Source organism: Gaiella sp. (assembly GCF_039915195.1).
In the GTDB taxonomy this organism is placed as follows: domain Bacteria; phylum Actinomycetota; class Thermoleophilia; order Gaiellales; family Gaiellaceae; genus Gaiella.
The window spans coordinates 1-26,508 of sequence record NZ_JBDSNT010000037.1 but is presented as its reverse complement, the minus strand read 5'-3'; the positions used below and the strand labels follow the sequence as shown (position 1 = coordinate 26,508).

30 protein-coding genes are annotated in these 26,508 nt (G+C 67.5%); 14 read left to right on the top strand and 16 right to left on the bottom strand.

The annotated features are described in order from the left end of the window. The 5 genes from ABIR74_RS03660 to ABIR74_RS03640 form a co-directional block, all read right to left on the bottom strand. The coding region (locus tag ABIR74_RS03660; protein WP_348175262.1) for a ferritin-like domain-containing protein at positions 1-431 on the bottom strand (431 nt) is incomplete at its 3' end. Between the two features lie 2 nt (positions 432-433). Then, positions 434-1,090, bottom strand: coding sequence for a ferritin-like domain-containing protein (locus tag ABIR74_RS03655; RefSeq protein WP_348175261.1), 657 nt, complete (start codon positions 1,088-1,090; stop codon positions 434-436). A gap of 195 nt (positions 1,091-1,285) precedes the next feature. Continuing rightward, positions 1,286-1,738 (bottom strand): SRPBCC family protein, encoded by a 453-nt coding sequence (locus ABIR74_RS03650; RefSeq protein WP_348175260.1) that lies wholly within the window; start codon positions 1,736-1,738, stop codon positions 1,286-1,288. Positions 1,739-2,178: 440 nt separating this feature from the next. Next, positions 2,179-2,586: an RNA-binding S4 domain-containing protein gene (locus tag ABIR74_RS03645; RefSeq protein WP_348175259.1), complete on the bottom strand. Its 408-nt coding sequence runs from the start codon at positions 2,584-2,586 to the stop codon at positions 2,179-2,181. 11 nt (positions 2,587-2,597) lie between these two features. Continuing rightward, positions 2,598-2,813, bottom strand: a complete 216-nt coding sequence (locus ABIR74_RS03640; protein ID WP_348175258.1) for a hypothetical protein — start codon at positions 2,811-2,813, stop codon at positions 2,598-2,600. Between the two features lie 115 nt (positions 2,814-2,928). Here ABIR74_RS03640 and ABIR74_RS03635 point away from each other — a divergent pair, with 115 nt between their 5' ends. Together ABIR74_RS03635 and ABIR74_RS03630 are read left to right on the top strand one after the other, a co-directional pair. Further along, the gene (locus tag ABIR74_RS03635; protein ID WP_348175257.1) at positions 2,929-3,267 is read left to right on the top strand and encodes a hypothetical protein; all 339 of its coding nucleotides are present in this window, start codon (positions 2,929-2,931) and stop codon (positions 3,265-3,267) included. 142 nt (positions 3,268-3,409) lie between these two features. Further along, the gene (locus ABIR74_RS03630; protein ID WP_348175256.1) at positions 3,410-4,780 is read left to right on the top strand and encodes an FAD-binding oxidoreductase; all 1,371 of its coding nucleotides are present in this window, start codon (positions 3,410-3,412) and stop codon (positions 4,778-4,780) included. Between the two features lie 94 nt (positions 4,781-4,874). On the opposite strand, the gene ABIR74_RS03625 is transcribed toward ABIR74_RS03630, so the two are convergent. The 8 genes from ABIR74_RS03625 to ABIR74_RS03590 form a co-directional block, all read right to left on the bottom strand. After that, positions 4,875-5,420: a YqgE/AlgH family protein gene (locus ABIR74_RS03625; protein WP_348175255.1), complete on the bottom strand. Its 546-nt coding sequence runs from the start codon at positions 5,418-5,420 to the stop codon at positions 4,875-4,877. Positions 5,421-5,655: 235 nt separating this feature from the next. Further along, a complete protein-coding gene (gene trpA, locus ABIR74_RS03620) occupies positions 5,656-6,357 on the bottom strand; it encodes a tryptophan synthase subunit alpha (RefSeq protein WP_348175254.1) in 702 nt (233 codons plus the stop codon). Then, complete coding sequence (gene trpB, locus ABIR74_RS03615; RefSeq protein WP_348175253.1) at positions 6,354-7,487, bottom strand: tryptophan synthase subunit beta; 1,134 nt, start codon at positions 7,485-7,487, stop codon at positions 6,354-6,356. Before trpB ends, trpA begins: the two co-directional genes overlap by 4 nt. After that, entirely contained in the window at positions 7,484-8,644 is a 1,161-nt protein-coding gene (locus tag ABIR74_RS03610) for a hypothetical protein (RefSeq protein ID WP_348175252.1), read from the bottom strand. Before ABIR74_RS03610 ends, trpB begins: the two co-directional genes overlap by 4 nt. Further along, positions 8,644-9,666, bottom strand: coding sequence for an anthranilate phosphoribosyltransferase (gene trpD / locus ABIR74_RS03605; protein WP_348175251.1), 1,023 nt, complete (start codon positions 9,664-9,666; stop codon positions 8,644-8,646). The genes ABIR74_RS03610 and trpD overlap by 1 nt, the downstream gene beginning before the upstream one ends. Next, on the bottom strand, positions 9,663-10,226 hold the full coding sequence (locus tag ABIR74_RS03600) for an aminodeoxychorismate/anthranilate synthase component II (RefSeq protein ID WP_348175250.1): 564 nt from the start codon (positions 10,224-10,226) through the stop codon (positions 9,663-9,665). Before ABIR74_RS03600 ends, trpD begins: the two co-directional genes overlap by 4 nt. Next, the gene (locus ABIR74_RS03595; RefSeq protein WP_348175249.1) at positions 10,223-11,452 is read right to left on the bottom strand and encodes a chorismate-binding protein; all 1,230 of its coding nucleotides are present in this window, start codon (positions 11,450-11,452) and stop codon (positions 10,223-10,225) included. The genes ABIR74_RS03600 and ABIR74_RS03595 overlap by 4 nt, the downstream gene beginning before the upstream one ends. Positions 11,453-11,661: 209 nt before the next feature. Continuing rightward, positions 11,662-12,051, bottom strand: coding sequence for a CBS domain-containing protein (locus ABIR74_RS03590; protein WP_348175248.1), 390 nt, complete (start codon positions 12,049-12,051; stop codon positions 11,662-11,664). A 48-nt stretch (positions 12,052-12,099) separates the two neighbouring features. On the opposite strand from ABIR74_RS03590, the gene ABIR74_RS03585 reads away from it, so the two are divergent. The 7 genes from ABIR74_RS03585 (at position 12,100) to ABIR74_RS03555 (ending at position 18,444) form a co-directional block, all read left to right on the top strand. Then, the gene (locus ABIR74_RS03585; RefSeq protein ID WP_348175247.1) at positions 12,100-13,122 is read left to right on the top strand and encodes a M42 family peptidase; all 1,023 of its coding nucleotides are present in this window, start codon (positions 12,100-12,102) and stop codon (positions 13,120-13,122) included. Positions 13,123-13,162: 40 nt separating this feature from the next. After that, entirely contained in the window at positions 13,163-14,314 is a 1,152-nt protein-coding gene (locus ABIR74_RS03580; RefSeq protein ID WP_348175246.1) for an acetyl-CoA C-acyltransferase, read from the top strand. A 110-nt stretch (positions 14,315-14,424) separates the two neighbouring features. Beyond that, positions 14,425-14,805: a hypothetical protein gene (locus tag ABIR74_RS03575; protein WP_348175245.1), complete on the top strand. Its 381-nt coding sequence runs from the start codon at positions 14,425-14,427 to the stop codon at positions 14,803-14,805. Continuing rightward, complete coding sequence (locus ABIR74_RS03570) at positions 14,802-15,635, top strand: 3-hydroxyacyl-CoA dehydrogenase NAD-binding domain-containing protein (protein WP_348175244.1); 834 nt, start codon at positions 14,802-14,804, stop codon at positions 15,633-15,635. Before ABIR74_RS03575 ends, ABIR74_RS03570 begins: the two co-directional genes overlap by 4 nt. Next, entirely contained in the window at positions 15,632-16,612 is a 981-nt protein-coding gene (locus tag ABIR74_RS03565; RefSeq protein WP_348175243.1) for a class I SAM-dependent methyltransferase, read from the top strand. The genes ABIR74_RS03570 and ABIR74_RS03565 overlap by 4 nt, the downstream gene beginning before the upstream one ends. Before the next feature lie 59 nt (positions 16,613-16,671). Then, on the top strand, positions 16,672-17,853 hold the full coding sequence (locus ABIR74_RS03560) for an acyl-CoA dehydrogenase family protein (protein ID WP_348175242.1): 1,182 nt from the start codon (positions 16,672-16,674) through the stop codon (positions 17,851-17,853). A gap of 9 nt (positions 17,854-17,862) precedes the next feature. Beyond that, positions 17,863-18,444: a cob(I)yrinic acid a,c-diamide adenosyltransferase gene (locus tag ABIR74_RS03555; RefSeq protein WP_348175241.1), complete on the top strand. Its 582-nt coding sequence runs from the start codon at positions 17,863-17,865 to the stop codon at positions 18,442-18,444. Between the two features lie 35 nt (positions 18,445-18,479). Here the strand turns inward: ABIR74_RS03555 and ABIR74_RS03550 are convergent, their stop codons facing one another. After that, complete coding sequence (locus tag ABIR74_RS03550) at positions 18,480-19,970, bottom strand: EAL domain-containing protein (RefSeq protein WP_348175240.1); 1,491 nt, start codon at positions 19,968-19,970, stop codon at positions 18,480-18,482. Positions 19,971-20,148: 178 nt separating this feature from the next. Between ABIR74_RS03550 and ABIR74_RS03545 the strand changes: the two genes are divergently transcribed. The 3 genes from ABIR74_RS03545 (at position 20,149) to ABIR74_RS03535 (ending at position 23,265) form a co-directional block, all read left to right on the top strand. Continuing rightward, a complete protein-coding gene (locus ABIR74_RS03545) occupies positions 20,149-20,700 on the top strand; it encodes an A24 family peptidase (protein ID WP_348175239.1) in 552 nt (183 codons plus the stop codon). Beyond that, positions 20,693-21,124 (top strand): hypothetical protein, encoded by a 432-nt coding sequence (locus ABIR74_RS03540; RefSeq protein ID WP_348175238.1) that lies wholly within the window; start codon positions 20,693-20,695, stop codon positions 21,122-21,124. Before ABIR74_RS03545 ends, ABIR74_RS03540 begins: the two co-directional genes overlap by 8 nt. A 62-nt stretch (positions 21,125-21,186) precedes the next feature. Further along, a complete protein-coding gene (locus tag ABIR74_RS03535; RefSeq protein ID WP_348175237.1) occupies positions 21,187-23,265 on the top strand; it encodes a diguanylate cyclase in 2,079 nt (692 codons plus the stop codon). A gap of 91 nt (positions 23,266-23,356) precedes the next feature. Here ABIR74_RS03535 and ABIR74_RS03530 read toward each other — a convergent pair whose 3' ends face one another. Further along, positions 23,357-24,109, bottom strand: coding sequence for a hypothetical protein (locus tag ABIR74_RS03530; RefSeq protein ID WP_348175236.1), 753 nt, complete (start codon positions 24,107-24,109; stop codon positions 23,357-23,359). Between the two features lie 158 nt (positions 24,110-24,267). Between ABIR74_RS03530 and ABIR74_RS03525 the strand changes: the two genes are divergently transcribed. Continuing rightward, positions 24,268-24,495 (top strand): hypothetical protein, encoded by a 228-nt coding sequence (locus ABIR74_RS03525; RefSeq protein WP_348175235.1) that lies wholly within the window; start codon positions 24,268-24,270, stop codon positions 24,493-24,495. Between the two features lie 151 nt (positions 24,496-24,646). On the opposite strand, the gene ABIR74_RS03520 is transcribed toward ABIR74_RS03525, so the two are convergent. After that, the gene (locus ABIR74_RS03520) at positions 24,647-25,513 is read right to left on the bottom strand and encodes a CAP domain-containing protein (protein ID WP_348175234.1); all 867 of its coding nucleotides are present in this window, start codon (positions 25,511-25,513) and stop codon (positions 24,647-24,649) included. 149 nt (positions 25,514-25,662) lie between these two features. Here ABIR74_RS03520 and ABIR74_RS03515 point away from each other — a divergent pair, with 149 nt between their 5' ends. Beyond that, positions 25,663-26,439, top strand: coding sequence for a glucose 1-dehydrogenase (locus tag ABIR74_RS03515; RefSeq protein WP_348175233.1), 777 nt, complete (start codon positions 25,663-25,665; stop codon positions 26,437-26,439). The last annotated feature ends 69 nt before the right edge of the window (positions 26,440-26,508 follow it).

Sequence of the window (26,508 nt, the reverse complement as noted above, 5' to 3'; positions counted from 1 at the left end):
TCGTTCTCGGTCGTGCCCTTGAAGTCGAACCAGGGCGTCTTCACAGCGGCCGAACCCAGCGCCTTCTTCAACGCGGCGACGTGTGCCCGCTCGTGAGATCCGACGATGCCCGCGAACTTGCGGACATCTCCCGAGAGGGCGCCCATCCGGACCGCCTCGGTATAGAACGCAGCCTCGAGGTACTCGAGGGTGAGCGCATAGTTGAGGATCGCGACGTCGCCTGCGGTTGCAGCTCCTGCCGGTGCGGCAAGTGCTCCGAGGGCAGCACCACCCCCGACAACGCCTCCTACTGCGAGTGCTGTTTTGCGGAGGAAGCCGGCTCTCGAATCGGCGAACCGCTCGAGCGTATCCATCGCCTCGGCGATCGCACCATCGCGATCGACCTCTGCGAGAGCAAATGCAGGTGTGGATGTGTTTTCGTGAATGTTCATGGTCACCCCGTGGTGAAGCCGGTTGCAGTGACGGCGGACAGGATCTGCGCCTGGGACTTGGCGGGGTCGAACGCGACCGGTGCCGGGTTCTTGCGAGCGATGTCCCGGATCCAGGCGGCGTGACGCGCCTCGACCGATACGACAGACGCCGCAGCAGCGAGAAGCTTCCTCGTCACCCTGGTTCCTTGCCCGTTGTAGGCAGCCACGCCCGTATCTTCGAGCACGATCGAGGTCGCCTGGAACTTCGCCGGGTCGTCCGTGGTGCCCTTGAAATCGAACGTCGGCTTGGCGATCGCCTTGGCCCCGAGCGCGCCCTTCAGGAACGCCACGTGTGCGACTTCGTGTGCCTTGACGACCTTGGCGAACTTCAGCAGCTCGCCTGAAAGTGCACCGCCGGCAACTGCCTGAATGTAGAACTCCGCCTCGAGATACTCGAGCGTGAGTGCGAAGTTGAGGATGTCGACATCCTGTGACGGTGAGGGTGCGGCCGTCACGAGCTTCGGTAGGCCACCGATCACGACACCGCCGACGGCAATCGTGCCGCCGGCCACGAGGCCGCGCTGTAACAAGCTCATCCTGGTTGAGCGAGGGAGGTTGTCGTACGCCTCCATTTCGGCGCCATCGGCGTCGATCACTTCCAGTGTGAGGTGGTCCGACATTGTGGAACCTCCATTGGGTGGACATTCGGCTCGCCCTTGCCAGCCGCTCGTCACATGTACCCTCGCCGACGAACCTGCAAACATTCCGAAACCTCGGCTCCACAGGGTCGGAGTCACGTCTCCGTCGAACGTCTTGGCGGGTCGCGCGGGCGGGCGTTGAGCTCGGCCCACCCGCGCGACTCCGTCGTTCTCCAGCTAGTTCTCGATGTTCCCGCGCCACCCGCCGGCTTCATGGCCCGTCGCCTCGATCATCGTCTTGAACGACTCGAGATCCCCCTTGACCTTGCGGCCGTCGGCGCCCATCATGCTGCCGGCGGATTCCTTCAGACCCTCGGGCTCGTAGTCCATCTGCACCATCACCCGCGTGCGGCTCTCATCGAGCTTGTGGAACGTGACGACGCCATTCGGGCCGTCCTGATCGAGTGCCTTCCACGCCACACGATGGTCGGGATGCTGCTCGGTGATCTCGGCATCCCATTCCCGAACGGAGCCGGCTATCTCTGCGACCCAGTGGAGCTGGGTGTCGGTCTTCTGCTCAACCCGTTCGACTCCGTCCATGAAGTCCGGGAAGGACTCGAACTGCGTCCACTGGTTGTATGCCGTCGCAACGGGGACGTCGATGTCGATCGATTCCTCGATGGTTTTCATTCTTCTTCCTCCCTTGTCTTGGGGGTACGTGGTCCACCAACTTCTTCCCCGGTCGGGGCGCAGGCAAACCGACCCGCAAAAGGTCGCGGGCGACGACAGATGGCGGGGGATCTATGGCGGGGGATCTTCCGCGCCGGAGGCGATACACCGAGCACCCTCGGCTACGACGTGGACACGAACGTTTGGTATCTCAGTCGAGTGGGAATCGTGACGTCATGGGCACTCCCGCGTGTGCTTCGCTTCTCGTTGGTTGGTCTAGTCGGTGCCCGCCTCGGGGGGCGGGCCCGAGGAGACTCGATTGGCGAGCACGGCGTGGGAGAAGTGCGGCTGCAATGCTCGGGGACTGGTGAACTCGAGCTGGCGTAGCCCAACGCGGGCGGGAGAGGATGTCGCCGATTCGGCCGGCATCCATCCCGCCCGCGGCCCTGCAAACGGCGTCGTCAGCGATCCCGTCCGCGACCGCGACCGCGATCTGTGCGGCGGAGCTCTTCGATCCGGCGCCGATCCTGCTTCGTTGGCCGCGCTCCGAGATCGGCGCCGAGTGGGCGGGACAACTTCAGTTCTGCCGATCGCCGTTCGCGGGCGGCGAGGGAATCAGGCGTCTCGCCGTAGAGCGTTTTCGCCACCGTCGCGGAGCCGCGCTTGTCGGCAACGTCCCGTACGACGAGCGTCCACTCGAGCTGACCGATCCGGAGGTCGATCGTGTCGCCGGCCCGGACCTCCTTCGCAGGCTTCACGCGCGCGTCGTTCAGATGGACGCGCCCGCCGAGAACGGCGTCGGTCGCAGCACTGCGCGTCTTGAAGAATCGCGCCGCCCAGAGCCACTTGTCGATGCGGACGGTCTCCACCGCTGCCCGTCCTAGAGCAGCGTGTCGGGCTGGTGTCGCTTCTCTTCCTCGCGCCATTTCGCATGGTACGCCTCGGCGTCGGCGAACTCCTGCCCCGTCCGCGCGATCGTCGCGGCGTCCTCGGTGGCGGGATGCTCGCCCGCGGCCTTCGAGCGCGTGGCTGCACGGTACGCCATGAAGAGCAAGGGGATCACGACGATGACGATGAGAATCACGGGGATGAGCATGGCCGGGAGACTATCGGTCTTCGGGCTCTACAGGCGGCAAGGCCACTGTCCCCCGTTCGGGTGAATTTCACTCCCCCATCTGGTGATTCCGCTCACCTTTCGTAGGGTGTGTCGTATGGGGATGAAAGCGGGGGATGTCGTGCCGGAGAGCTGCGACTGCTGCGGGCACGACGCCGAGGATTGCGGGATGCTCGAGAACGGGTGGGTGAGCGATGCGCAGTTCCTTGCAGGGGGCGGGGTTTACTGCCGAGCGTGTGCGCACCTACTCCGCCTCGTACGCCTCGAGGAGGAGTGCGTGTGGTGTGACGAGCCGATGGTCGAGGAGGAAGCGGCCGAGGCGCGGGGCTGGGTGTACTACGCCGACGAGTTCGGATCTCTCCATCCGTGCTGTCCGGCGTGCCTGGCCCGACGGTTCGGGATCACGGCTCGCGTGTCGCTCGGCCGCGACGGGTAGCCGGACGACGGTTTGAAGCCTTTCGTCACTCTCGAACTGACGTGTCCGCCGACCATTCGAGGTGTGGTTCTCCGAACCATGACACGCGGGCGAGCGTTCTAGCGTCAGGTCATCGGATTGTTCCCTTCGTTAGGAGGCTGCCATGACCGCACCGAACCACCATCAGCTCGTCTTTCCCAATGACTATCGCTACGACGACGCTCGCCGGGCCTGGAACCTCGCCGCCGATCTTCGCCCCGCGGTTGTAGCACTGCCGACCTCCACCGCGGACGTCGTCAACGCTGTCCGCTACGCCGGCGAACGCGATCTGCGCATCGTCGTACAGGGCACGGGCCACGGCGCGATCGTTCACGCACCGCTCGACGGGGCGATGCTCGTCAACATGCGCGAGATGCGCGGAGTCGAGATCGACGCCGCCAACAAGCGTGCACGGCTCGAGGCCGGGGCCCTCTGGGAGGACGTCGTTGTCCCCGCCACCGGGCAGGGCCTGACTGCGCTCCACGGTTCGTCTCCGAACGTCGGCGTCGTCGGCTACTCACTCGGCGGCGGCATCGGCTGGCTGGCACGCATGCACGGCCTCTCGGCCGAGAGCGTGCTCGCCGTCGAGCTCGTCACCGCGGACGGTGCCGTGATCCGGGCCGACCGGACACAGAACACCGACCTCTTCTGGGCGTTGCGCGGTGGCGGCGGCGGTCTCGGCGTCGTGGTCGCTCTCGAGATCGCGCTCTTCGAGGTCGACGACCTCGTCGCGGGGATGATGATCTGGCCCTGGGAGCGGTCCGCAGAGGTGCTCACGCGGTACGCCGAGTGGGCGGAGACGGCGCCGAACTCGGTCAGCGCATCGGGTCGGATGCTCCAGATCCCGCCGTTGCCCGAGATTCCCGAGTCGATCCGCGGTCGACAACTCGTCGTCATCGACGGCGCGGTTCTCGGGACAGAGGCAGAGGCGCAGGAGATCCTCGCGCCGCTGCGCGCTCTCGGCCCGGAGATCGACACGTTCGGGGCGGCACCGCTCGACTCGTTGATCCGGCTGCATATGGATCCAGAGCCGCCGATGCCCACGAAGGGCGATGGAGTCATGGTCGATGCGCTCGACTCCGAGGCGATCGAGGCCCTGGTCGAGATCGCTGGCCCAGGCACCGAATCGCCGCTCATCATCGTGGAGCTCCGCCAACTCGGCGGGGCGTTGCGGGAGCGGAAGCCGGGTGCCGGCGTCCTCGGCTCGCTGGACGGTTCGTTCGCGTTCTTCGCGGCAGGCGTCCCGCTAGGCCCCGAGGTCGCCGAGGAGATCGAGCTGAGGATCGACGCGTTGAAGGAGGCACTCGCACCCTGGACGCGGGAGAAGCCGTACCTCAACTTCGCCGAGAAGCGCGTTGCGATAGGCGACGCGGTTGGTGCGGAGTCGTTCGCGAGGCTCGAGACGGTCAAGGCCGCGGTCGATCCACACGGCCGCTTCCGCTCCGGTCACGCGTTCACCGCAACCCCGCCCCTCGAGGTCACGCGGGCCGCGTAGCTCGGCCGGTCGAAGCCTGTCGCCGTCGCGGCGGCAGGCTTCGACAGCTCTAGAGCTGTGGGGCAAATCGCCCCGAACATGCGCTCAGCTCAGCTCAGTTGCTGCTCGGGTCTGGTGGCATCAGGGCGAGCACCGCGAACGCGCCGCCCTTGCGGCGCAGTACGACACTCCAGAGGTGCTCGGGCTCGGCCGTGAAGACGTCCTCCGGGATCGCCGACTCCAGGATCCAGGATCCCTCCTCTATCTCCTCCTCGAGCTGGTTCGGTCCCCAGCCCGCGTACCCGGCGAAGACTCGGGCGCGGCTCAGGCTCGCGATGTCCGCGGCCGTTTCGATCTCGCCCGGGAGGAACCCGATCGAGCCGAGTACGAGCGAGGCGGCCTCGGTTCGGTCGCCGAAGTCCCCGAGGACGACGATCGCCTGGGGTTGCACCGGCCCACCGACGTGCACGAGCTCCCCCTCGTCGACGAGGTCCGCGAGGGGTGGGACGGCGTCTGCGACGGACACCGGCGAAGGCCGGTTGAGGATCACGCCCATCGCTCCCTCCTCGCCGTGTTCGCCGACGAGGATCACGCTGCGCCGGAAGTTCGGGTCGAGCAGGCCGGGACCGGCGATGAGGAGCTGTCCACGGAGAGATTCCACGGCACCATTGTGACTGTCGCCGCAGCAGGCGGGACGCGTAAGATCTCCTCGTGAATCTCGCGAACCCGGCACCCGTCCTCCACGAAGGCCCCCTACCATGAGCTGGCGGTGCAGGCTGTTCGGTCACACGGTGCCGAAGGCCCGCTGGTTCTTCCTGACGGAGCGCTTCCAGCGCTGCGAGCGCTGCGGCGAGCGGGTCGCGCCAAAAGGCTGAGCGCGGCTCGGAGTCCGGCGGTCAGGCGTCGAGCGCGGCGCGCAGTGAGGCGACGTAGGCCCCTAGCGCCTCTGGCCCGTCCTCGGCCACCTGCACCGCGCGTGAGCCGACAACGATGCCATCGGTGAGGTCGGCCGCTGCGCGGGCCTGCTCGGGCGTCGAGATGCCGAAGCCGGCGAACAGCGGTACGTCTGTGAGAGCCCGCGTTCGGGTGGCGAGCCCGGCGAGGGCGCCCGAGAGCTCGGTGCGGGCGCCCGTCGTGCCGGTGAGCGTGACGAGGTACAGCCACCCGTCGGTCTCGGCAGCGGCGATCGCGATCCGTTCATCAGTGGACGTGGGGGCGACGAGCTGAACTCGTCGCAACTCGGGGCGTGAGCCCGCGGCGGTATCGGCGATGATGAAGCTCGTCGCACCGGCGGCCCGCGCGTCGGCCTCGAAGCGCTCCCAGCCGTACGCCTCGAGCAGCGAAGCGTAGGTCATCGGAATCAGAGGCGTGGCGCCGACGAGAGCACGCGTGGCGGCAACGCACTCCAGGCACGCGGCCGTACGCATTCCTGCAGCGAGTGCCTTCTCGGCCGCGGCGCGGATCACAGGCCCGTCCGCGAGAGGGTCGGAGAAGGGGAAGCCGATCTCGATGATGTCCGCGCCACCCGCAACCGCGGCCTCGGCCAGGGCGGGCGTCTCTGCGCCGGCCATCAGGTAGATGACGAGCGTCTTGCTCACGATGTCCGTCCCAACGCCGCCAGTACCTCGGCGAGATCCTTGTCGCCTCGGCCCGAGAGGCAGACGGCGATGTACTCAGCGTCGATGTCGTCGATGACGGCAAGCGCGTGGGAGGACTCGAGAGCCGGGATGATCCCCTCGGTGCGCGAGAGCCGCTGGAACGCGTCGAGCGCCTGTTCGTCCGTGCAGGGGATGTACTCGGCGCGTCCTATGTCGCGCAGATAGGCATGCTCGGGGCCGACACCCGGATAGTCGAGACCAGCGGAGATCGAGTGGGCGTCGGCGATCTGCCCGTCGGAGTCGGCAAGGATCGATGACCGCGAGCCATGGAGGACACCCGTGCGGCCACCGCCGAGCGACGCTGCCTCCGCAGCCTCGACGCCGATCAGGCGCACCCCGGCGTCGTCCATGAATCCCGCGAACATGCCGATCGCGTTCGACCCGCCGCCAACGCACGCGACAACGACGTCGGGAAGCGCCCCTTCGACCTCGAGCAGCTGCTCTCTCGCCTCGCGTCCGATCACCGCCTGCAGTTCGCGCACGATCTCGGGATAGGGAGCGGGGCCGACGCACGAGCCGATCACGTAGTGCGTCGTCTCCACGTTCGTGATCCAGTCGCGGATCGCCTCGCTCGTGGCCTCCTTCAGCGTCTTCGTACCGAACTCGACCGGAACGACCGTGGCGCCCATCAGGTGCATGCGCTCGACATTCGGTGCCTGCCGCCGCATGTCTTCGGAGCCCATGAAGACGACACACTCGAGCCCGAACCGCGCGCAGGCCGTCGCTGTTGCGACGCCGTGCTGCCCGGCGCCCGTCTCGGCGATGATTCGCGACTTGCCGAGTCGCTTCGCGAGAACGACCTGACCGAGAGCATTGTTGATCTTGTGGGCGCCTGTGTGGTTGAGGTCCTCACGCTTGAGGTAGAGCCTCTTGCCCGGTGCGAACCGGGGCGCGAGCGTGATCGGTGACGGTCGGCCCGTATAGGTGCGTCCGAGGTGCTCGACCTCGGCGAGGTACGCCGGATCGGCGAGCGCCTCCGCCCATGCCTCGGTCAGCTCGTCGAGAGCGGGAATCAGCGTCTCGGGCACGTATCGGCCTCCGTAGGGGCCGTAGGTCTCCGTCGTTGTCATGAGCGGGCTGCCTCCACGTATTGCCTCACCTTGTCATGGTCCTTGATCCCCGGTGACGACTCGAGCGACGACGCCGCATCGACGGCCCAGGGTCGTACAGCAGCGATCGCCTCTCGAACGTTTTCGGGGCCGAGACCGCCGGCGAGCACGACGCGTCCCTCTACCTCCGCTGCGCGTGCCCAGTGATCGGGATCGGTGCCCTCCCAGGGAAGATCGAGCAGGCGCGCTACCTCGACGCCTTCGCGCAGCAACGCAGCTTCACGCCCCCTGACCTTGCCGTCCTCGACCGTGTGCACCTGATCGAGGTCGGCGACGGAGTTGCCGGCCTCTCCGACCCACACGGCGACGGAGAGCATCCCCTCGGGCACCGGGAGCACTTCGGTCGCTGCTCGGGGGCTCTCGGGCGCGAGGACGAAGCCGGCAAGATCGGCTCCGGCCCCGACGGCGGCTGCGACGTCCTCCTCGCGCGTGAGCCCACATACCTTGACGAGGGGGCGCGAGAGCAGCTCGCGCAGCTTCGCTCCCGGATCTGCGGCCCGCATCAGCGTCGAGCCGACGAGCACCGCGGCAGCTCCCGCTAGCTCGGCTGCCGCGCCCTGCGCGCGGGTTGCGATGCCACTTTCGGCGATCGCGATCCGATCGGCGGGAATCCGTGCCACGAGCTCGAGCTGAGTCCGACGGTCGATGGCGAAGGTGGAGAGATCGCGGGCGTTGACACCGAGTACGGGTGCCCCGAGCGCGATACCCCGATCGAGCTCCTCGGCATCATGTGCTTCCACGAGCGTGTCGAGACCGAGCCTCGCAGCGACCTGCATCAGGTGGGCGACCTGGGCATCGTCGAGATCGCGGAGCAGCAGCAGCACCGCGTCGGCGCCCGCGTCGCGCGCTGTCTCGAGATGCTCGTCGGTCGAGAAGAACCCCTTCGCGAGGAGTGGGGCGGTGGTCGCGGCGTGTGCTGCTCGCAGATCGTCCCACGTGCCACCAAAGCGTTCGTCGACGAGCACCGAGATGGCCGCTGCGCCAGCAGCCGCGTAGGCGGGCGCGATCACGGCCGGGTCGGCATCCGGGCGCAGGTCGCCTGCCGACGGCGAACGGCGCTTGATCTCGGCGATCGCACCGAGGCCGGGCTGCGCGAGCGCGTCGTTGAACCGCCCCATCAGGCTGGCTCTGCGTTCGAGAACCTGATGAGCGCATCGAGGCGGCTCGCAGCCGCTCCCGAGTCGATCGCCTCGCCGCCGAGCCCAAGCCCCTCGCCGAGATCGTCAACGAGGCCGGCGGCGACGAGCGCAGCGGCCGCGTTGAGAAGGACGGCGTTGCGGCGTCCACCTCGCTCACCCGCGAGCACGGAGCGAATCGTGGCGGCGTTTTCCGCAGCCGTGCCACCCTTCAGCTCTGCGGGATCCGTGGGCTCGATCCCGAGGTCGCGCGGGTCGAGCTCCCATTCACGAACGTCGCCGTCGGCGACCTCGACGACCAGGCTCGTCCCGGAGGGAGAGAGCTCATCGAGCCCGCCCTCGCCGTGGACGACGAACGCGCGCCGTGACCCGAGCTCGGCGAGCGCCTCGGCATAGGTCGCCGCGAGGCCCGCGGAGTAGACGCCGAACACTCCGTCGCGCGCTCCTGCCGGGTTCGCGAGCGGCCCGAGAACGTTGAAGACGGTGCGGATCCCGAGCTCCTGCCTCACCGAGGCGACATGCCGCATCGCCGGATGGTGGGCACGCGCGAACATGAAGCCGAAGCCGAGCTCGTCGATCGAGTGCGCGATCCGCTCGGGTGACTGCTCGAGCACGATGCCGAGCTCCTCGAGCACGTCCGCGGAACCGGCCGCCGAGCTCGCGGCACGGTTGCCGTGCTTCGCGACGGCGGCGCCGGCTGCTGCAGCCACGATCGCGGCTGCTGTCGAGATGTTGAACGTGCCGGCGCCGTCGCCTCCGGTACCGACGATGTCGACGACCGGTGAGCGGGTTGGCCGGACCGGAACGACGTGCTCCCGCATTGCCTCGGCGAAGCCCGCGATCTCGTCGGCGGTCTCGCCTTTCGTTCGCAGGGCGACGAGGAACCCGGCGATCTGAGCGGGAGTTTCCTCGCCGTCCATGACAGAGCCCATCAGCTCGCGCGCATCGGCACGCGAGAGATGGTGCCCGTCGAGCAGGAGCTGGATCGCCGGGCCGACGATCACGTTTGCTCCAGGAAGTTCTTCGCCATTGCAGGCCCGAGCGGAGTGAGCACGCTCTCGGGGTGGAACTGGACTCCCTCGATCGGCAGGTCGACGTGGCGCACGCCCATCACCTCGCCGTCCGCGGTGTGCGACGTGATGGTCAGTTCGACCGGAACCTCGAGCGCTGCGAGCGAGTGGTAGCGCCCGACCTCCACCTCGGGAGGAAGGCCCGCGTACACGCCTAGCCCATCGTGCTCGATCGCGCTCGCCTTTCCGTGGAGCAGCGCCTTCGCGTGACCAACCGTTCCACCGAATGCCTCGACGATCGCCTGGTGCCCGAGGCACACGCCGAGCGTCGGCATCGTCGGGCCGAGCGCGCGAATCAGCTCGATCGAGACACCCGCCGTGTCCGGGCGGCCGGGACCGGGGGAGACGACAAGGCGGTCGTACCCCCCGCCGCGAGCCTGTTCGACGGTGACCGCGTCGTTCCGCACCGTCACGACCTCGGCCCCGAGTTCCTCGAAAAGGTGGACGAGGTTGTAGGTGAACGAGTCGTAGTTGTCGATCATCAAGAGTCTCATGTCGGGAACTCCACTTCAGCGAGATCGATTGCCGCCTCGAGCGCGGCGAGCTTCTTCAGGCACTCCTCGTGCTCGGACTCGGGGTCGGAGTCTGCAACGACGCCGGCACCCGCCTGGAGGTACGCGACGCCGTCCGAGATGACCATCGTGCGCAACGCAATGCAGGCGTCCATTGTCCCATCCGGGAGGGAGTACAGCACGGCGCCACCGTAGGGGCCGCGGCGGAAGCCCTCGAGATCCGAGATCAGCTGCATCGCGCGCACCTTCGGAGCCCCGCTGACGGTTCCCGCGGGGAAGCACGCACGGAGCACCTCGAACGGTGTCACACCATCACGCAGTTCCCCGACGACCTCCGAAACGAGGTGGGAGACGTGTGAGAACCGCTCGACCTCCATGTCACGCGAGACGTGCACCGTGCCCGCCTTGCACACCCGCGAGAGGTCGTTGCGCCCGAGATCGACGAGCATGACGTGCTCCGCGCGATCCTTCTCCGACGAGAGGAGCCGCTCGACGTCTCCCTCGGTGGGCTCGGTCGTGCCGGCTATGGGGCAGAGGCTGGCGTGGCCGTCCTCGCAGGCGACGAGCCTTTCGGGCGAGGAGCCGACGAGAGCGATCCCGTCGAGCTCGAGCAGGAAGAGGTACGGGGACGGGTTCACGCGTCTGAGGGCGCGGTAGATGTCGAGTGGTGAGGCGGACGTGGGCCGCTCCGCCCGCTGCGATGGAACGCACTGGAAGACGTCGCCCTCGACGATGTGCTCCTTCACGCTGTTGACCATTTCGATGTAGCGCGCGCGCTCCGGCGAGCGGCGGATCGGGCCGGCCGTTCCGCGCGGCTCGCGTCGCCACGCGATGCCACCCTCGAGGCGGCCGGCGATCTCCTCGGCGTCCCCCGCGAGCACCTCGGCGACGCAGGCACCGTGATCGAAACGAACGAGGGTCTCGCACACGATCAGGCGGCTCTCGGGGAAGGCCCTCCCTTCTGCCGGCAGCGCGACGGAGGGCTCGAGCCGCGCCGCGTGGTCGTAGGCGAGATAGCCCACGATCGGAAGCCCGAGCTCTGAGGCTTCGTCGAACTCGACGATGCGCGAGCCTGCACCCATCCACGAATTGCGCCCGAGGCGGCCGCGCTCGACCGATTCCAGAATGAAGCTCGCGCTGCCTGCGTCACGCAGGCGCAGATAGGCGGCAAGCGGTGTCAGCAGGTCGGTGTTGATCGTCGCTTTCATCGTCGCTCTCGGGTCTCCGGTTCGAGGGATTCAGGGTACGAAAAAGGCCTCCGCAGAGGCCCTGGTCGGCGAGTCGGGTTGTCGTCGCGCGTCAGCGCACGCTCCCGCATCGCCCGTGGCGCCACCAGCCGAGGTCTCGGGTCGACGTCATGCCTCGACTCTACCGGCAGTGTGCGGTCGGCGGCAAGCCGCCAACATGCCTTCCTGTCTTACACCCCTCGCGGCGCTGCGTCGTCGAGGACGGAGCGCATGAGGTCGCGGATGGAGAGAATCCCGACGACCTTTCCCGCATCGACGACGGGGAGGTGGCGAAAGCCACCGTGGATCATGAGTACGGCAGCATGCTCGGCCGTGTCGTCGGGCTCGATCGTCTCGGGGCCACGGGTCATCCATTCGCCGACGACTGAATCCGAGGTGAGACCGGCAGCGACTGCGCGCAGCACGTCGCGCTCCGTGAAGACCCCGACGAGCCGATCCCCTTCGAGCACGAGGACGGCCCCCACGCGGCGGTCGTTCATGCTGCGCACCGCGTCCTCGAGAGGGACGTTCCCTTCGACGGTGAGCAGGTCTCCCGCCATGATGTCCGAGACGCGTTGCATTCGAGGAGTGTAGGGACTCGCGCTCACGCTTCCAAGTAGCCTTGAGTCATGCCGATCCCGTCGCTTCTCGAGGAGCTGCTCGTCGCGCACGGCCTGTCGGGCTCGGAGGACGCCGTGCAGGCGATCGTCCGTCGCGAGGCCGGGGCGATCGGTGCCGAGATCACAACGGACGTTCTCGGGTCAACCGTGGCGCGCGTCCGCGGGTCGGGGTCGGCTCGATTGCTGGCGTTGTTCGCGCACTCCGACCAGATCGGGATGGTGATCCGGGGCGCGAAGGACGACGGCTTGCTCACGGTGGCGAAGCTCGCCAGCTGGCGTCCACAGGATGCATTCGGCCAGCGAGTGCGAGTCATGACGTCGGGGGGCGAGGTTCGCGGCGTCGTCGTCTCTCCCCACGAAGGCGAGGTCCTCTGGGATACCCTGCGGATAGACATCGGTGCTGCGGATGGTGACGAGGCGCTCGAGCTCGTGCGGCCGGGCGACGGCGTCGTCCTCGTTGGCCCGGCGGAAGAGCTGCCGAATGGCCGCGTACTCTCGGGTGCGCTCGATAATCGAGTCGGAGTCTTCGCCTGCCTCGATGCGCTGAGCCGCATCGCCGCCGAGCCGCCCGAGTGGGACGTCGCGGTCGTCGTGTCGGTGCAGGAGGAGAGCGAAACTCACGGAGGCGCCAAGGTTGTCGCGGAGCGACTCTCCCCCGACGTTGCAATCGCCGTCGACGTCACCTACGCGGGCGACGCACCGGGAACGGCGCCGTGGGGCGACGTGCGGCTTGGGGGAGGCCCAACGGTCTTTCGAGGCCCCGTGGTCAGCCCCGTTGTCGGAGAAGGCCTGCTCGCCGTCGCTGCTGCAGCCGGGATCGACGTGACGATCGAGTCCGGGTCCTCGACCTACAGTGATGCAGACGACATCTTCTCCGCCGGCGGAGGCGTCGCAACGCAGATCGTCGGCATCCCGCTCCGTTACATGCACACCGCCGGCGAGATCGCACAGCTGTCGGACGTCGACGCAACATCGCGCCTGCTCGAAGCGTACGCCCGGTCGTTGGCTGCCGAGTCGTCCTTCCTTCGTTAGAGCGGCAGCCTCGGGTATCCGACGCGGTACCCTGGGCGTGATGAGTCGCTCCGTGATCGTGTCTGCTGTCAGGACGCCGTTTGGCAGGCTTGGCGGCTCGCTCGCCAAGCACCGCGCGACGGAGCTCGGGGCGATCGCGATCAGAGCGGGCCTCGAGCGCTCCGGCATCGATCCGGTCGAGGTCGGCTATGTCGTGATAGGACAGGCGCTTCAGGCGGGAGTCGGGCAGGCGCCGGCGCGTCAGGCTGCGATCGGTGCGGGGATCCCGATCGAGGTGCCGGCCGACACGATCAACAAGGTCTGTGCATCGTCGCTCCGGGCGATCGCGCTCGCCGACCTCATGGTTCGCGCCGGCCAGCACGATGTTGTCGTGACGGGCGGAATGGAGTCCATGTCGCAGGCCCCGTACCTCCTGCCGAATGCGCGATTCGGCTACCGGCTCGGTAACGGCGTCGTGATCGACCACATGGTCTTCGACGGGCTGACGTCGACCTTCGACGGCGACCACATGGTCGTGCAGGCGTCGCGCGTCTCCCGGGAGCTCGGGATCACCCGTGAGGCGCAGGACGCCTGGGCTGCCCGCTCGCAGGCGCGTGCCGCCGCTGCGCAGGACGCCGGGTACTTCGCCGAGGAGATCGTGTCCGTGGGCGACGTCCACCTCGACGAGGCGATCAGGCGCGAGACGACGGTCGAGACGCTGGCCACGCTCAGCCCGATCTTCGACCCGGAGGGGACGACGACAGCGGGCAACGCTCCGGGCGTGAACGACGGTGCATCGTGCGTTGTCGTGTGCTCCGAGGACTTCGCGAGATCGCACGGGCTCGACGTGCTCGCCACGATCGTCGGCCAGGCAGCGGTGGCAGACGATTTCGCCTACCTCGCGAGGACACCGGCGAACGCGGGAGCCCTGGCGCTCGAGCAGACAGGGCGGAGAGCGGCGGATGTCGCCCGCGTCGAGATCAACGAGGCCTTCTCCTCGGTCGCGAGCCACTCGACCCGCATGCTCGGTGTCGACGAGGGGATCGTCAACGTGAACGGCGGTGCGGTCGCACTCGGGCATCCGATCGGTGCCTCGGGCGGCAGGATCATCACGACGCTCGTCCATGAGCTGCGCCGCTCCGGCGGCGGGATCGGGCTCGCAGCGATCTGCTCGGGCGGCGGTCAGGGTGACGCCCTGTTGGTCGACGTCTGATCCGGGTAGCGCTCACCGGGCTCCTCGGAGCACTTATCGTCACCGGGTCTGCGCAGGCCTTCACGTGCCCTGCGACTCCGATCGACCAGCGCATTGCCGCCGCGGAAGTGGTGTTCGTCGGGCGTTCGACGGGTTTCACGCCGGTCGCAGGCGAGGGGATCCCGCAGCGGCTCTACCGGTTCAAGGTCGACCAGGAGGTGAAGGGCGACCTGGGTCGCACGGTCGACGTCCGCATCCCGGTCAAGCGCTCGAACGGCGGTCAGGTCGTGGCCGAGGACGTCGCCGCGGGGATTCTCATGAATCAGGTCGGTGGGGGCTGGTTCACGACCCGCTGCGGCATCACAGATCCCGGCGCCGTTCTTGCCGAGATCGATCAGCAGAAGGGCAATCCGATCCGCCTCGTGATCGGCGTCCTCATTCTCGGCGCGGTGCTCGCGTACTCGATCCGGCGGGTGAAGCGGCGCGACCCACAAGCTAGTCTCCGGCGATGAGCTTCGAGCGTGTTCTCGTCGTCGGTGCCGGCCAGATGGGTGCCGGGATCGCGCAGGTGGTGGCGGCGTCCGGCCGCGATGTCCTGCTCCACGATCCGTTTCCCGGTGCGGTCGAACGAGGGCTCGCGGGTATGCGCAAGAGCCTCGAGAAGCTCGAGGCAAAGGGGGGAGCGCCGGCGGCGGACGTGCTCTCCCGCGTGAGCAAGAGCGCCGACCTGGTCGCCGCTGACCTGATGATCGAGGCGATCGTCGAGGACGCGGCGGCGAAGGAGGACGTCTTCCGCGCCGCCGACGGGGTTTTCCCGGAGGGCGCCATCCTCGCGTCCAACACGTCGTCGATCCCGATCACGTCACTTGCTGCGGTCACGCGGCGGCCAGAGCGCGTGATCGGCATGCACTTCTTCAACCCGGTGCCGATGCTGCAACTCGTCGAGGTGATCCGTGGCCTCCAGACATCTGACGAGACTGCGGCGCAGATCGTCCAACTCGCCCGCGATCTCGGCAAGGTGCCCGCCGAGGCGCACGACTTTCCCGGTTTCGTCTCGAACCGGATCCTGATGCCGTTCATCAACGAGGCCGTTTATGCGCTGATGGAAGGCGTGGCCGAGGCCGAGGCGATCGACACCATTGCGAAGCTCGGGTTCGCCCACCCCCTCGGCCCGCTCGCGCTCGCCGATCTGATCGGGCTCGACACGTGCGTCGCGATCATGGACGTGCTACACACGGGGCTCGGCAACCCCAAGTACGCACCGTGCCCGATGCTGCGGCAATACGTCGCCGCCGGACGGCTCGGTCGTAAGAGCGGCCGCGGCTTCTACGACTACGCATGAGCGCTATCGATCCTCGGCTTCGAGCGCACCTCGAGATCGGGGAGTCGTCCGACGAACGCTTCGTCGAAGCAGCATTTGAGCTCGTTCTCCGTCGTCCTCCGGATACCGACGCGCGAGAAATCGCTCTCTCCCGCTTCGCTGACGGGACGCTCTCCCGCGCCGCCCTGCTTCGCGATCTCGTCACGGCGCCGGAGTTCGACCGGGTCCGCCAGTTGGACGACGTGATCGCGTTTGCCCGGGGTGCCCGGACGAGAGGGGAGCGGCCGCGGCACCTGCTGGCCTCGCCCGGTACCGACGAGCGGCTTATCGAGGTTCCGTGGGTTCTTTCTCGGCTTCGCTCGGGGTGCGTACTCGAGGTCGGATACGCGTTTGCCGAGCCCGCCTACCTCGCCGGGCTCGTCGAGGCTGCGCCAGAGGAGCTCGTCGGCGTCGATCTCGCCGAGGCAGAGGTGCCGGGGTTCGAGACTGTCTCCGCCGACGCACGAGAACTCCCGTTCCCCGACGGCTCATTCGACCAGATCCTGCTCGTCTCGACACTCGAGCACATCGGGGCGGACAACGAGCTCTACGGCTCACCGGCCTCGCCGGACGAAAATGGCCGCCGAGCGGCGCTCCGGGAGCTTCGCCGTGTCCTCCGGCCGGACGGCAGCCTCCTCGTGACCGTACCCCTCGGTGAGCCCGGGGATCACGGCTGGTTCAGGCAGGACGACATCGGCGGTTGGACGCAGCTTTTCACCCGAGCCGGGTACTTCGTCGAGGAGCAGGAAGCGTACGAGCTCGGCGAGGAGGGTTGGCGCTCCGCTCCCACGTTCGACCCGCGCGGCGTCGTGTACGGCACGCGCGGGCCAGCTGCATCGGCCGTGCTCTGCGTAGAGCTCAGTCCGCGCCGAGTGCGACGACTCATATCCCCCGGCGGTGTCCGACGGACGGCACGGCGTCGACTTGGGCCGCGTTATAGGCGGCTACGAGGCGTGTAGGTCGGTCGGCGCTGTGAAGCGCGGACCATCACCCCACGCCCAAACTATACTCGCGGCCGATGGAGTTCTCGCTCACGACCGAGCAGCGCGAAGTTCAGGCGCTTGCTCGGGCCTTCGCCGACGGTGAGATCGCGCCTCAGGCTGCCGGCTGGGACCGGGAGCACACGTTCCCCCGCGCGGTCTTCTCCAGGCTCGGCGACCTCGGACTGATGGGCGTCTGCGTGCCGGAGGAACTCGGCGGCGCAGGAGCGGACTTCCTCTCGTACATCCTCGTGCTCGAGGAGCTCTCGCGGGCGGATGCCGGCGTGGGCGTGACGGTCGCCGTCCACACGAGCGCCGTGACGCTTCCGCTCATCGCGTTCGGTACACCCGCTCAGAAGGAACGGTTCGTGCCGGAGCTTGCTGCCGGACGCGTTCTAGGTGCGTTCGCGCTCACCGAGTCGGGGTCGGGGTCGGACGCGGGCTCACTTCGAACTGCGGCAACGCCCGATGGTGGCGGCTGGACGATCACCGGCGAGAAGCAGTGGATCACGAACGGCAGCCACGCAGGGACGTTCCTCGTCTTCGCCCGCACCGACGCGACCATCGGCGGCCCGCGCGGGGTGAGTGCGTTCGTCGTCGACGGCTCCGATATCGAGGTCACCAGGGAGGAGGAGAAGCTCGGGCTGAATTCCTCGTCGACTGCTGACCTGCGGATCGCGGGGGTGCTCGTCGGCCGGGACAGGCTGCTGCACGAGGAGGGTCGTGGATTTGCGGTGGCGATGGCGACGTTGGACGGCGGGAGGATCGGGATTGCAGCCCAGGCGGTGGGGATCGCGCAGGCCGCGTACGACGTTGCTCTGAACTACGCCCGGGAGCGGGAGCAGTTCGGCTCCCGGATCGCCGATTTCCAGGCGATCCAGTTCAAGCTCGCCGACATGGCGACCGAGATCGACGCCGCAAGACTCCTGACGTATCGCGCGGCCTGGCTCAAGCAGCAGGGGCTTCCACACACGCTTGCGGGCGCCCAGGCGAAGCTCTTCGCGTCGGCAGTCGCTCGACGGCAGACCGGCGAGGCTATCCAGGTGCTCGGCGGCTACGGGTACACGAAGGAGTTCCCGGTCGAGCGCTACTACCGGGACGCCAAGATCACGGAGATCTACGAAGGGACGAGCGAGATCCAGCGCATCGTGATCGCCCGGCACATCCTTGCGCAGCAGGACGTCGGAGCGCCGGCGAGCCCAGCCTCGACGTCCGGCTAGGCTGGATCCATGTCTCGTGCCGCCGATGAACCCGTGCGCCTGACGCGGATCTATACGCGCGGCGGCGATGCCGGTGAGACCTCGCTCGGTGACGGATCGAGGGTCTCGAAGCTCGATGCCCGGATCGGTGCGTACGGCACGACCGACGAGCTCAACTCGCTCCTCGGTGTCGTCCTCGCTGGCGACTGCCCGCCCACGATCCGTGAATCCCTCGAGCTCGTTCAGAACGAGCTGTTCGACGTCGGTGCCGATCTGTGCGTTCCGCTCTCCGTCGAGGGCAGGTTGCGCGTGACACAGGAGATGGTCGACCGTCTGGAGGCGCTGTGCGACTCGTTCAACGAGTCCCTGCCGGAGCTCAAGAGCTTCGTTCTGCCCGGCGGAACGGCGGTTGCAGCCGGTCTTCACGTGGCGCGCACTACGTGCAGGCGAGCCGAGCGCGAGGCGATCGCCTCCGGCCTCGAGCACGGCGTCAACCCTCTCGTGACGGTCTACCTCAACCGGCTCTCCGACCTGCTCTTCATTCTCGCCCGCGCCGCGAACGCACTCGCGGGAGCGGACGAGCCGCTGTGGAAGCCGGGAGCGACGCGGTAGCAGGCCGTTCGATCTGACCTCGTCGACAAACGCCGCTACAGGGCGAGCGAGACTGCGGGCCAGCTGTGGGTGAGCCAGCGTCCGAGCTCTGGCGCCGGAAGGGCCGACTGTGCGTAGTACCCCTGAGCTCGATCGCAGCCCATTGTCGCCAGGGCGTCCCAGGCGGTCTTGCTCTCGATCCCTTCTGCGACCGTCTCGAGACCGAGATCGGTTGCAAGGCGGAGGAGGTTGTGAACGATCGCGTCGTCGGCACCACCCTGGCCGATCCCTCTCACGAACGTGCCGTCGATCTTCACCTCGGTGAGCGGCAGCGTCCGGAGCGCAGCGAGTGACGATGCGCGACCGAAGTCATCCAACGAGATCTTGATCCCGGCCGAGACGAGGCGATCGAGCACCTTCCTGTCGAGCTCCGCGCCGGCTCCCGGCCCGGCAGGAACGACCTCGAGCGTCAGACGCTCGGGTCGAACGTCCGACCCGGCGAGGAGGCCGAGGATCCCGTCCGCTAGCACGCCGTCGTCGATCGTTCGGTACGGAACGTTGATGGAGATGCCGATCTCGCCGGCGTACGCGCTCCACGCATGGGACTCGCGGAGTGCTTCTGCAAGCACATGGAGCGTCAGGGTCCTGATCAACGGCGTCCGCTCGACGTGTGGGACGAACTCCACGGGCGAGAGCAGCCCGCGGTCAGGGTGGTTTCGGCGAACGAGCGCCTCGACCCCGCTGACGGCGCCGCTCCCGAGATCGAGAACAGGTTGATAGTGGACGACGACCTCACTTCGCTCGAGCGCGAGTTCGAACTCGCGGACGATTCCCGCATCGAGCGAGACGCGCCGCGATGCGGCCGACGTCTCTCCGGCATCTCGTTTCGTGGCGAACATCTGCACGTCTGCGCGTCCGAGCAACTCTGTGGGCGTGGCTCCGTCGGTCGGGAAGAGTGCCCAGCCGATCGAAGCATCGATCTCGACCACGCTGCCACTGACCTGGTACGGCCGTCGCAACGACTGGCGGAGCCGACCGACGAGCGCGGCAGCCTCCTCCTCGGTGCGCGTGTCGCTGGAAAGGACAACGAACTCGTCGCCCCCGACCCGCGCAACGGTGTCGCTGGCACGAACGACAGATTCGAGTCGTCGCGCGAGGGTCTGAAGCACCTGGTCGCCTGCCTCGTGACCCCGGATGTCGTTGACCTCCTTGAACCCATCGAGGTCGACGACCATCAGGGCGAAGGCGTCGGCAGTGCGACGGGCACGTTCGAGGGCTCTGTCGATGCGGTCATCGAGGAGCGCCCGGTTTGGAAGGCCGGTGAGCCCGTCCCGGAGCGCGAGTGATTCCGCCGCGTCGGCCCGAGTCGCGAGTCTGAGCACGAAGAGAGACGCGACTGTCGCCGCGACGCTCGTGACGACGACGATCGCGACCCAGCTCGACTCGAGTGCCGCCGTCGCCCCACCCACGACCGCCAGCGCCGCAGCCGCTCCCGCAGCCATTGCGCCCAACGCCCGCACGCCGTTCGTCCTTCTCGAGGAGTTCATGAATCCGCAACTTCTTTCTCCGCCGCTCACCTAACCGGTGACGGGGCGGTCCGCAGTTGGCTCACCATATGAGTACGTGTGACCGGCGTCCGTCACCCGATCGGGCGATGCGCATCCCTCGGACGAGTGCACTCTTCCGTCGACGGCGCGCAGGATCTCGCGTCACCGAGGGGAATCGATGTTCGTAGTGATGTCGCACGCTCCATCTCGGCTTCGCCTTACCGCCGGTCTCGCGCTCGTCGCGTTGGTCGTCGCCTGCTTCGCAGTGTTCGGACTCTCGGCTGAGGCGGTCGTCAACGCGTTCGGGTGTGCGGTTCTCGTCGCAGTAGCGGTCACCGATCTGGAGCGGAGAATCGTGCCGAACCGGATCATTCTCCCGGCCCTCGTCGTCGCGCTCGTCGTGCAGACAGCGCTCGATCCGTCGGCCGAGTGGGGTATTGCCTCCGTCGCTGCTGGCGGGTTCTACCTCGTCGCCGCGCTCGTGTACCCGGCGGGGCTCGGTATGGGGGATGTCAAGCTCGCCGCCTTCCTCGGAGCGTGGCTCGGCTACCCTGTGATCGTCGCCCTCTTCGCGGGCTCGCTTCTCACGCTCGTTCCCGCAGTTGTGATTATTGCCACGAAGGGGAAGGAAGGACGGAAGGCCGCGATCCCGTTTGCGCCGTTTCTCGCTGGTGGTGCCCTGATTGCGTTGTTCTTCGGCGATGCGATCCTGGATGCGTGGCTTGGGTAGCCGCCTCGGCGTCGCTGTCGTCGTCATGGCGCTCGCCGCCACAGCTCTCGTCACCGGCTGCGAAGGGGGCAAGGACACCGAGTCGGTGTCGGAGGTTCCGTGTGACGACGCCGCATTCCGCGGTCAGGACGAGGAGCTCTACGTAGCCCAAGCCACGATCGCGAACGCGACCGGCGGTGGAGGCGATCCAGCGACCTTGCTCCTCGATCTACGCCGCGGCAGGGCGGCGCTTGCCGGGTACGTCGAGAAGCATCCACCGTGTGACTCTGCGTTGCAGGAGATCGCCGCTTCGGAGACGGAGGCGGTCGTGGCGATCGACAAGGCGATCGCGGCGATCGAGGATCGTTCCGACCCGGCCGTGTCGCTCCGGAGGGCCCTGAAACTGCTCGAGTCTGCCCAGGCCGACCTCGCGCAGAGTCCCTGACGCGCTTCGTCGAGAGAACAAAGGGCATCAAGCTCAACCTCTGAAATGCCGATTCTGACGGAATGGGCGGCTCTGCTCATCCGTTTCCCGATCCGTCGGTGTTCGACCTCGAAAGGGTCGAATCGGTCTTTCGGCGAGCCGCTGCGGTTGCGCAGGAAGCGTCGTCTGCGATGGCTGCCGTCGACGCGGCCCTCAGCGTGATCCACGACGGGCTTGAAGGGGCCGGGGCTTCCGCACTCGTCATCGAGCACGGGCGGCTCTGGCCGGTCGGCGTTCGCGGCTACTCCATGATTCCCGCGGGGCTCCCTCTCGACGCAGGAGTCGTCGGGCGCGCAGTGATGACGTCAGAGGTGCAACTCGTCGTCGACGTGGAGTCCGATCCGGATTACGTTGCCGTCCGCGACGGAGTCACATCGGAGCTCGCAGTGCCGCTGTCCACATCTGAAGGACTCATTGGGCTGATCAACATCGAGACGTCGTTCGGCCTTCCGGCCGGCAGTGACGCCGCGGTCATCGAGCTGGCAGTAGCGATCACGGGCTCGATCGAGGAGCTGCGCACGAACGGGTCGATCGACCTGTCGTCGCTCGCTCGCCTCTTCGTCTGGATGAGCGCGTTGCGGGAACCGATCGGTATTGCCGAGGTCGCGGTGCGAACCCTCGGCCGCATCCTCCCGATCGAGTCGAGCCGCCTCCTCGTGCTGAGCGAAGGCCAGCGTCGCAGCGGTTCGGCGGAATGGAGCGCGCCTGGCGGGCCCGATCCGCTTTCCGAGGAATTGATGCTGAGGCTTCGTGACCACGTCGGGCCGTCGGCAGCGTTCGAGCTGCTCGATGCCGGCGAACTGGGGCTACCCGAACTCGTCGAGGCCCGGATTCGCTCCGTCGTCCTGATACCACTTCGGGCGAATGGACAAGATATCGGTCTCCTAGCCGGCGCAAGCCGGTTCGCGACGAAGTTCGACCGGGCTCAGGCGGAGACGGCCGCGTTGCTTGCAGCCCACGCGGCAGCGTCGCTCGATGCAGCGCTCGCTCTCGACCGAGAACGCCAGAGTGCGCACACGGACACGTTGACCGGCCTGCTCAACCGCAGGGGGCTCGAGGAGCGGCTCGAACGCGATCTCTCCGACGCGCAGGAAGGGCGACGTCCGCTGAGTCTCGTCGTGCTCGATTGCGACGACTTCAAGGACGTCAACGACCGTGCCGGTCATGAGTTCGGTGATGCGCTCCTTCGTGAGGTGGGACTCGTCATCCGCAGCGCCTGCCCCGAGGGTGGTGCGGCGGGCCGGCTTGGGGGGGACGAGTTCGTCGTCATGCTCCCGGGTTCAGGTGTCGAGGAAGCACTCGCGGAGGTCGCCCGACTTCGTCGCGAGCTCGCCGAAGGGCTTGCTGATGCGGGCTTCCCACTTCGGCTGAGCGCAGGTGTCGCGACGTACCCGTACGACGGCGCCGGAGCGAGTCAGCTGCTCCGTGCCGCCGATCAGGCGCTCTACCGCGCGAAGGCCGGAGGCAAGAACCTCGTCGTCGCCTTCCGCGAGATCGTGGACGGAGCTGCTTCGACCGTCGAACGGAGCGACGATCCGCAGCGCCATCGCCCGGGTAGCGGTCCGGACGGCTCCACGCTCCTCGACGTCATCGAGGCAACCGCGGCAATCTGGAGCGAGTCGAGCGTCGAGGATGTCCTCGAGCGTCTGAGCAAGGCGATCGCCTACGTCGTCGGCGCGACAGCGACGAACATCTCGCGCATCGATGGGCCTCGACTTACCGATACGACCAAGCACACCCTCAGAGACGTCGATCTCGGTGCCGACATTGCCTACGTGATCGCGGATTTCCCCGTCACACAGGCAGTCCTCGAGACCCTTGTCCCGAAGTCGATCTCATTTCTCGACGATGATCTCGACGGCGCCGAGGCCTTCGTGCTCCGGGAGCTGCAGATGAACTCGGCGCTGCTCGTGCCGGTCGTCGTGCACGGCGATGCATGGGGCCTCGTCGAGATCTACGACATGCGGCTTCGACGCTACGACGACGACGAGACGGCGGTCGCCGGATTCCTCGTCAGTCAGGCTGCGCGGCGCATCGAGGCCCTGGGAGCTACGCCCGTCGGCCGCCGGCTGCTGCCGGTGTTCCGCATGCCGCTCGCATAGTCGACCCGGGCTTCGGCGCTCTCCCAGATAGACGGGAACGCTTCCCGGAACGGCCGTTGCCAGCGTTGGGCCTGCGTCGTCGTACCGTGGCTCATCGGGAGGGACTCGCCTCTAGATATGCCCACAGACGTCGGTCTCCCGGGAGCTTCGATCGACCGACACGCGTGACGACATACGTGGAGCCGTCGACCTCCAGGACGGCGTTCACGGACACGGTGGGGCCGGGCCGGTCGACCATGCGGTAGCCGTCGTCGCCGAGGATCAGCACATTCCCGTCGAATGCCGCGCTCGCGGCGTCGCTCGCCGCGGTGGCGAGTGAGACGAGGTCACCGCCTGCACGCTCACTGTCCAGGGCGAGTCGGTGCTCACGGTCGGCGAGGTCACCCGCGAGTTGCTCGAGGGCACTTGCTCGCTCGGATGCCAGTGCTTCTCGCCGCTCCACGGCTGCACGCCGGAGCTCGACCGCTCCGAGCTCCTGCTTTCGGACCGCGATGTCTCGCTCGTCTGCGCGGATCTTCTCGTCGCGTGCCGCGAGATCGAGCGAGAGCTGCGTCAGGGCTGCATGGCGCTCGTCGAGTTCGGCCGATCCCTGACGAAGCATCTCCTCGACAGCGGCCCGGAGTTGACCGGTTCGAGCCTCGCGACGCTCGAGACCGCTGATCGTCTCCTGGAGCTGGTCTGTGTGCTCCTCGATCTCGCGTCCCTTCGCCTCGATTCGCGCCTCGAATGCATCGTCGTCGGTCGCAGAGAACAACGCGCGGAGACGCTTTCGGATCCCGTCGTCAGCGGTCTTGCGACCCGGCCAGTGCTCCCAGTCGCGGTCGGTTCGTGGATCCTCTTGCACAGTCGTCGCCTCCACCAGGGTAGCGCGCCGGCGGCCATGCCCTAAGCCGTCGAATTCGGTGCGTAGCCACCGGCGCATCTTGCGTTTCGACGATTCGGGTTGTCTTCCTGCCTCGTTTGGGGGATGCGTAACCGTCCAGGCCGTACCACAGTGAGACCATGGATAGCCTCGGAGCACGTCATCTCTCCGCCCGCTTGCGAGCCGGTGTGAGAGTCGGAACAGAGATCGAGCTCGACTGTGACGACCTGGAGTCCGGCCTTCGTGCCGGTGACCGCGGCGTCGTGAGCGCGATCACGCTCGACGGCGTTGTGATCGAGTGGGACAAGGGCTTCAGCCTGCAGATCGATCCGCAGGCGATGCCCTATCACTCGCTCGCAGCCGCCTGAGCAAACGACCACTCGTGTGAGCTCGGTGCCGCCCCTCGAAGCGGCATCGACGCTCACCGTCCATCTCGGCGTCGAGCCAAGGAGTTCTCGTCGTGTGCGAGGAGGAGTCTTGCGAGAGGAGGCGTGCTGCGCGACAGACGCTATGCGCGAGCTACGGCTCGAGCGGGGAATCGTTCATCCCGGAGACGTCGTCTTCCGGCTCATCCGCCGGGACATCGATCTCCGGAAGGTTCTCGTCGGCCACTGCGGCTGGATCATCGCTCTCGTTCTCCGGGTTACGCATGGGATGCGGGAGCACACGATCGATCCGCTTCGCTTTGGGGACACTCAGCTTCTTCGCGAGCTTCGCGGCTTTCCTTTTCGCAGCGAGATCGGATTTGGCCACGAGTTTCCCACCGGAGCTCCTCTCCTTGCCGCCCTTGGGTGAGCTGTTCGAGGTCGTCCGCACCGTCGGCTTTGGCGCTGCCTTCTGCTTCCCGGACTGGCCAGAACGCGCGCCGAAGTCCAGGGTGATCACCCATGTCGGCTCGCCGACAAACGGTCCACCGGCGGAGGGCGCGCGGAGTGAACCGATTCCGACCTCCCGCCACCCTGGCGTGAGGATGTTCTTGCGGTGCCCTGGTGAGGCCATCCACGCAGCCATGGCGATCTCCGCCGTGATCTCATCCGTGTTGTAGATGAGGTTCTCTCCTACCGTCCAGCTGTCGTAACCGGCAGACCGGTAGAAGCCACGGACGCGCGCAGCGAACGGTGCACCGCCCGGAGAATCGTGGGCGAAGAACCCCTTCTCGAGCATCGCGCGGGAGTGCGCGACGGCTGCGTCCTGCAGGTCGTCGGAGATGACGAGGGGCCGCAGACCGCGAGCAGAGCGCGTCTTGTTGAGCGCCGCGAGGACCTGCTGGTCGAGATCCTTCAGCCGCTCGGTGGCGGCGGGGGCAGCATCGGCTGCCATCGCGGGGCTTGCGAAGGAGACGCCGAAAGCAGCGACGACGCCGAGGAGGAGGAGTGCACGCTTCATATCCTCTCCTCCCATCGGCTCCCGGCGGGGTGCCCAGCTCCCTCGAACGGGGGGAGTGGTGGCACGCGACCACCGCCCCGTCGCGGGCCGAGATCGTGTTGAATCCCAGCGACCGGTAGATGTGCTCGATTGACGACGGAGGCTGAACGATGGCGGGACGGCTCGAGGGGAAGGTCTGTGTGATCACCGGCGCCGGTGGCGGCATGGGGCGCGAGGGAGCGATCGTTTTCACCGGGGAGGGCGCGAAGGTGTGCGTCGCCGACGTCGATCTCGCTCTTGCAGAGGAAACCGTCGCACTGTGCCCGGAGGGAGCGGCATTCGCCGTGCGTGCGAACGTCGCGAGCGAGGACGACGTCAAGGCCATGTACGTCGCTGCGGCCGAGCGCTTCGGCGGCATCGACGTCCTGTACAACAACGCCGGCATCTCGCCCTCAGATGACGACTCGATCCTCGCCACCGAGGAGGATGCCTGGGACCGAGTCCAGGACGTGAACACCAAGGGCGTCTACTTCTGCTGCAAGCACGGGATCCCGTACCTGCTCGAGCGCGGAGGTGGCTCCGTGATCAATGTCGCCTCGTTCGTGGCCATCCTTGGAGCCGCGACCTCGAAGATCTCCTACAGTGCCTCCAAGGGCGCGGTTCTCTCGATGAGTCGCGAGCTCGCAGTGCAGTTCGCCCGGCAGGGGATTCGCGTCAACTCGCTCTGCCCGGGGCCGGTCGAGACGCCGCTCCTGCTGCGGATCTTTGGAGGCGACGCTGCAGCCCTCGAGCGTCGGCGGATCCACTGGCCGATGGGGCGCCTCGCGAAGCCACGCGAGGTCGTGAACGGCGCGCTGTTCCTCGCGAGCGACGAGTCGTCCTACGTGAACGGGACGTCGTTCCTCGTCGACGGCGGGCTGACGGCCGCCTATGTGACGCCCGAGTAGGGGGCCATGTTTTCTGCTCGCTTCGCGAGACTCGCCCACGAGCCGGTTGGCCGAAGCGGAGGGTGGGCG

Bases quoted from the DNA above. Each gene is read 5' to 3' on its own strand.
- ABIR74_RS03610 (WP_348175252.1), bottom strand. From the start codon at position 8,644: ATGGGGCGGTTCAACGACGCGCTCGCGCAGCCCGGCCTCGGTGCGATC.
- ABIR74_RS03525 (WP_348175235.1), top strand. From the start codon at position 24,268: ATGGATAGCCTCGGAGCACGTCATCTCTCCGCCCGCTTGCGAGCCGGT.
- ABIR74_RS03565 (WP_348175243.1), top strand. From the start codon at position 15,632: ATGAGCGCTATCGATCCTCGGCTTCGAGCGCACCTCGAGATCGGGGAG.
- ABIR74_RS03520 (WP_348175234.1), bottom strand. From the start codon at position 25,513: ATGAAGCGTGCACTCCTCCTCCTCGGCGTCGTCGCTGCTTTCGGCGTC.
- trpB (WP_348175253.1), bottom strand. From the start codon at position 7,487: ATGACAACGACGGAGACCTACGGCCCCTACGGAGGCCGATACGTGCCC.
- ABIR74_RS03635 (WP_348175257.1), top strand. From the start codon at position 2,929: ATGGGGATGAAAGCGGGGGATGTCGTGCCGGAGAGCTGCGACTGCTGC.
- ABIR74_RS03570 (WP_348175244.1), top strand. From the start codon at position 14,802: ATGAGCTTCGAGCGTGTTCTCGTCGTCGGTGCCGGCCAGATGGGTGCC.
- ABIR74_RS03600 (WP_348175250.1), bottom strand. From the start codon at position 10,226: ATGAGACTCTTGATGATCGACAACTACGACTCGTTCACCTACAACCTC.
- ABIR74_RS03545 (WP_348175239.1), top strand. From the start codon at position 20,149: ATGTTCGTAGTGATGTCGCACGCTCCATCTCGGCTTCGCCTTACCGCC.
- ABIR74_RS03560 (WP_348175242.1), top strand. From the start codon at position 16,672: ATGGAGTTCTCGCTCACGACCGAGCAGCGCGAAGTTCAGGCGCTTGCT.
- ABIR74_RS03630 (WP_348175256.1), top strand. From the start codon at position 3,410: ATGACCGCACCGAACCACCATCAGCTCGTCTTTCCCAATGACTATCGC.
- ABIR74_RS03515 (WP_348175233.1), top strand. From the start codon at position 25,663: ATGGCGGGACGGCTCGAGGGGAAGGTCTGTGTGATCACCGGCGCCGGT.
- ABIR74_RS03580 (WP_348175246.1), top strand. From the start codon at position 13,163: ATGAGTCGCTCCGTGATCGTGTCTGCTGTCAGGACGCCGTTTGGCAGG.
- ABIR74_RS03590 (WP_348175248.1), bottom strand. From the start codon at position 12,051: ATGCAACGCGTCTCGGACATCATGGCGGGAGACCTGCTCACCGTCGAA.
- ABIR74_RS03585 (WP_348175247.1), top strand. From the start codon at position 12,100: ATGCCGATCCCGTCGCTTCTCGAGGAGCTGCTCGTCGCGCACGGCCTG.
- ABIR74_RS03595 (WP_348175249.1), bottom strand. From the start codon at position 11,452: ATGAAAGCGACGATCAACACCGACCTGCTGACACCGCTTGCCGCCTAT.
- ABIR74_RS03655 (WP_348175261.1), bottom strand. From the start codon at position 1,090: ATGTCGGACCACCTCACACTGGAAGTGATCGACGCCGATGGCGCCGAA.
- ABIR74_RS03535 (WP_348175237.1), top strand. From the start codon at position 21,187: ATGGGCGGCTCTGCTCATCCGTTTCCCGATCCGTCGGTGTTCGACCTC.
- ABIR74_RS03640 (WP_348175258.1), bottom strand. From the start codon at position 2,813: ATGCTCATCCCCGTGATTCTCATCGTCATCGTCGTGATCCCCTTGCTC.
- ABIR74_RS03555 (WP_348175241.1), top strand. From the start codon at position 17,863: ATGTCTCGTGCCGCCGATGAACCCGTGCGCCTGACGCGGATCTATACG.
- ABIR74_RS03650 (WP_348175260.1), bottom strand. From the start codon at position 1,738: ATGAAAACCATCGAGGAATCGATCGACATCGACGTCCCCGTTGCGACG.
- ABIR74_RS03550 (WP_348175240.1), bottom strand. From the start codon at position 19,970: ATGAACTCCTCGAGAAGGACGAACGGCGTGCGGGCGTTGGGCGCAATG.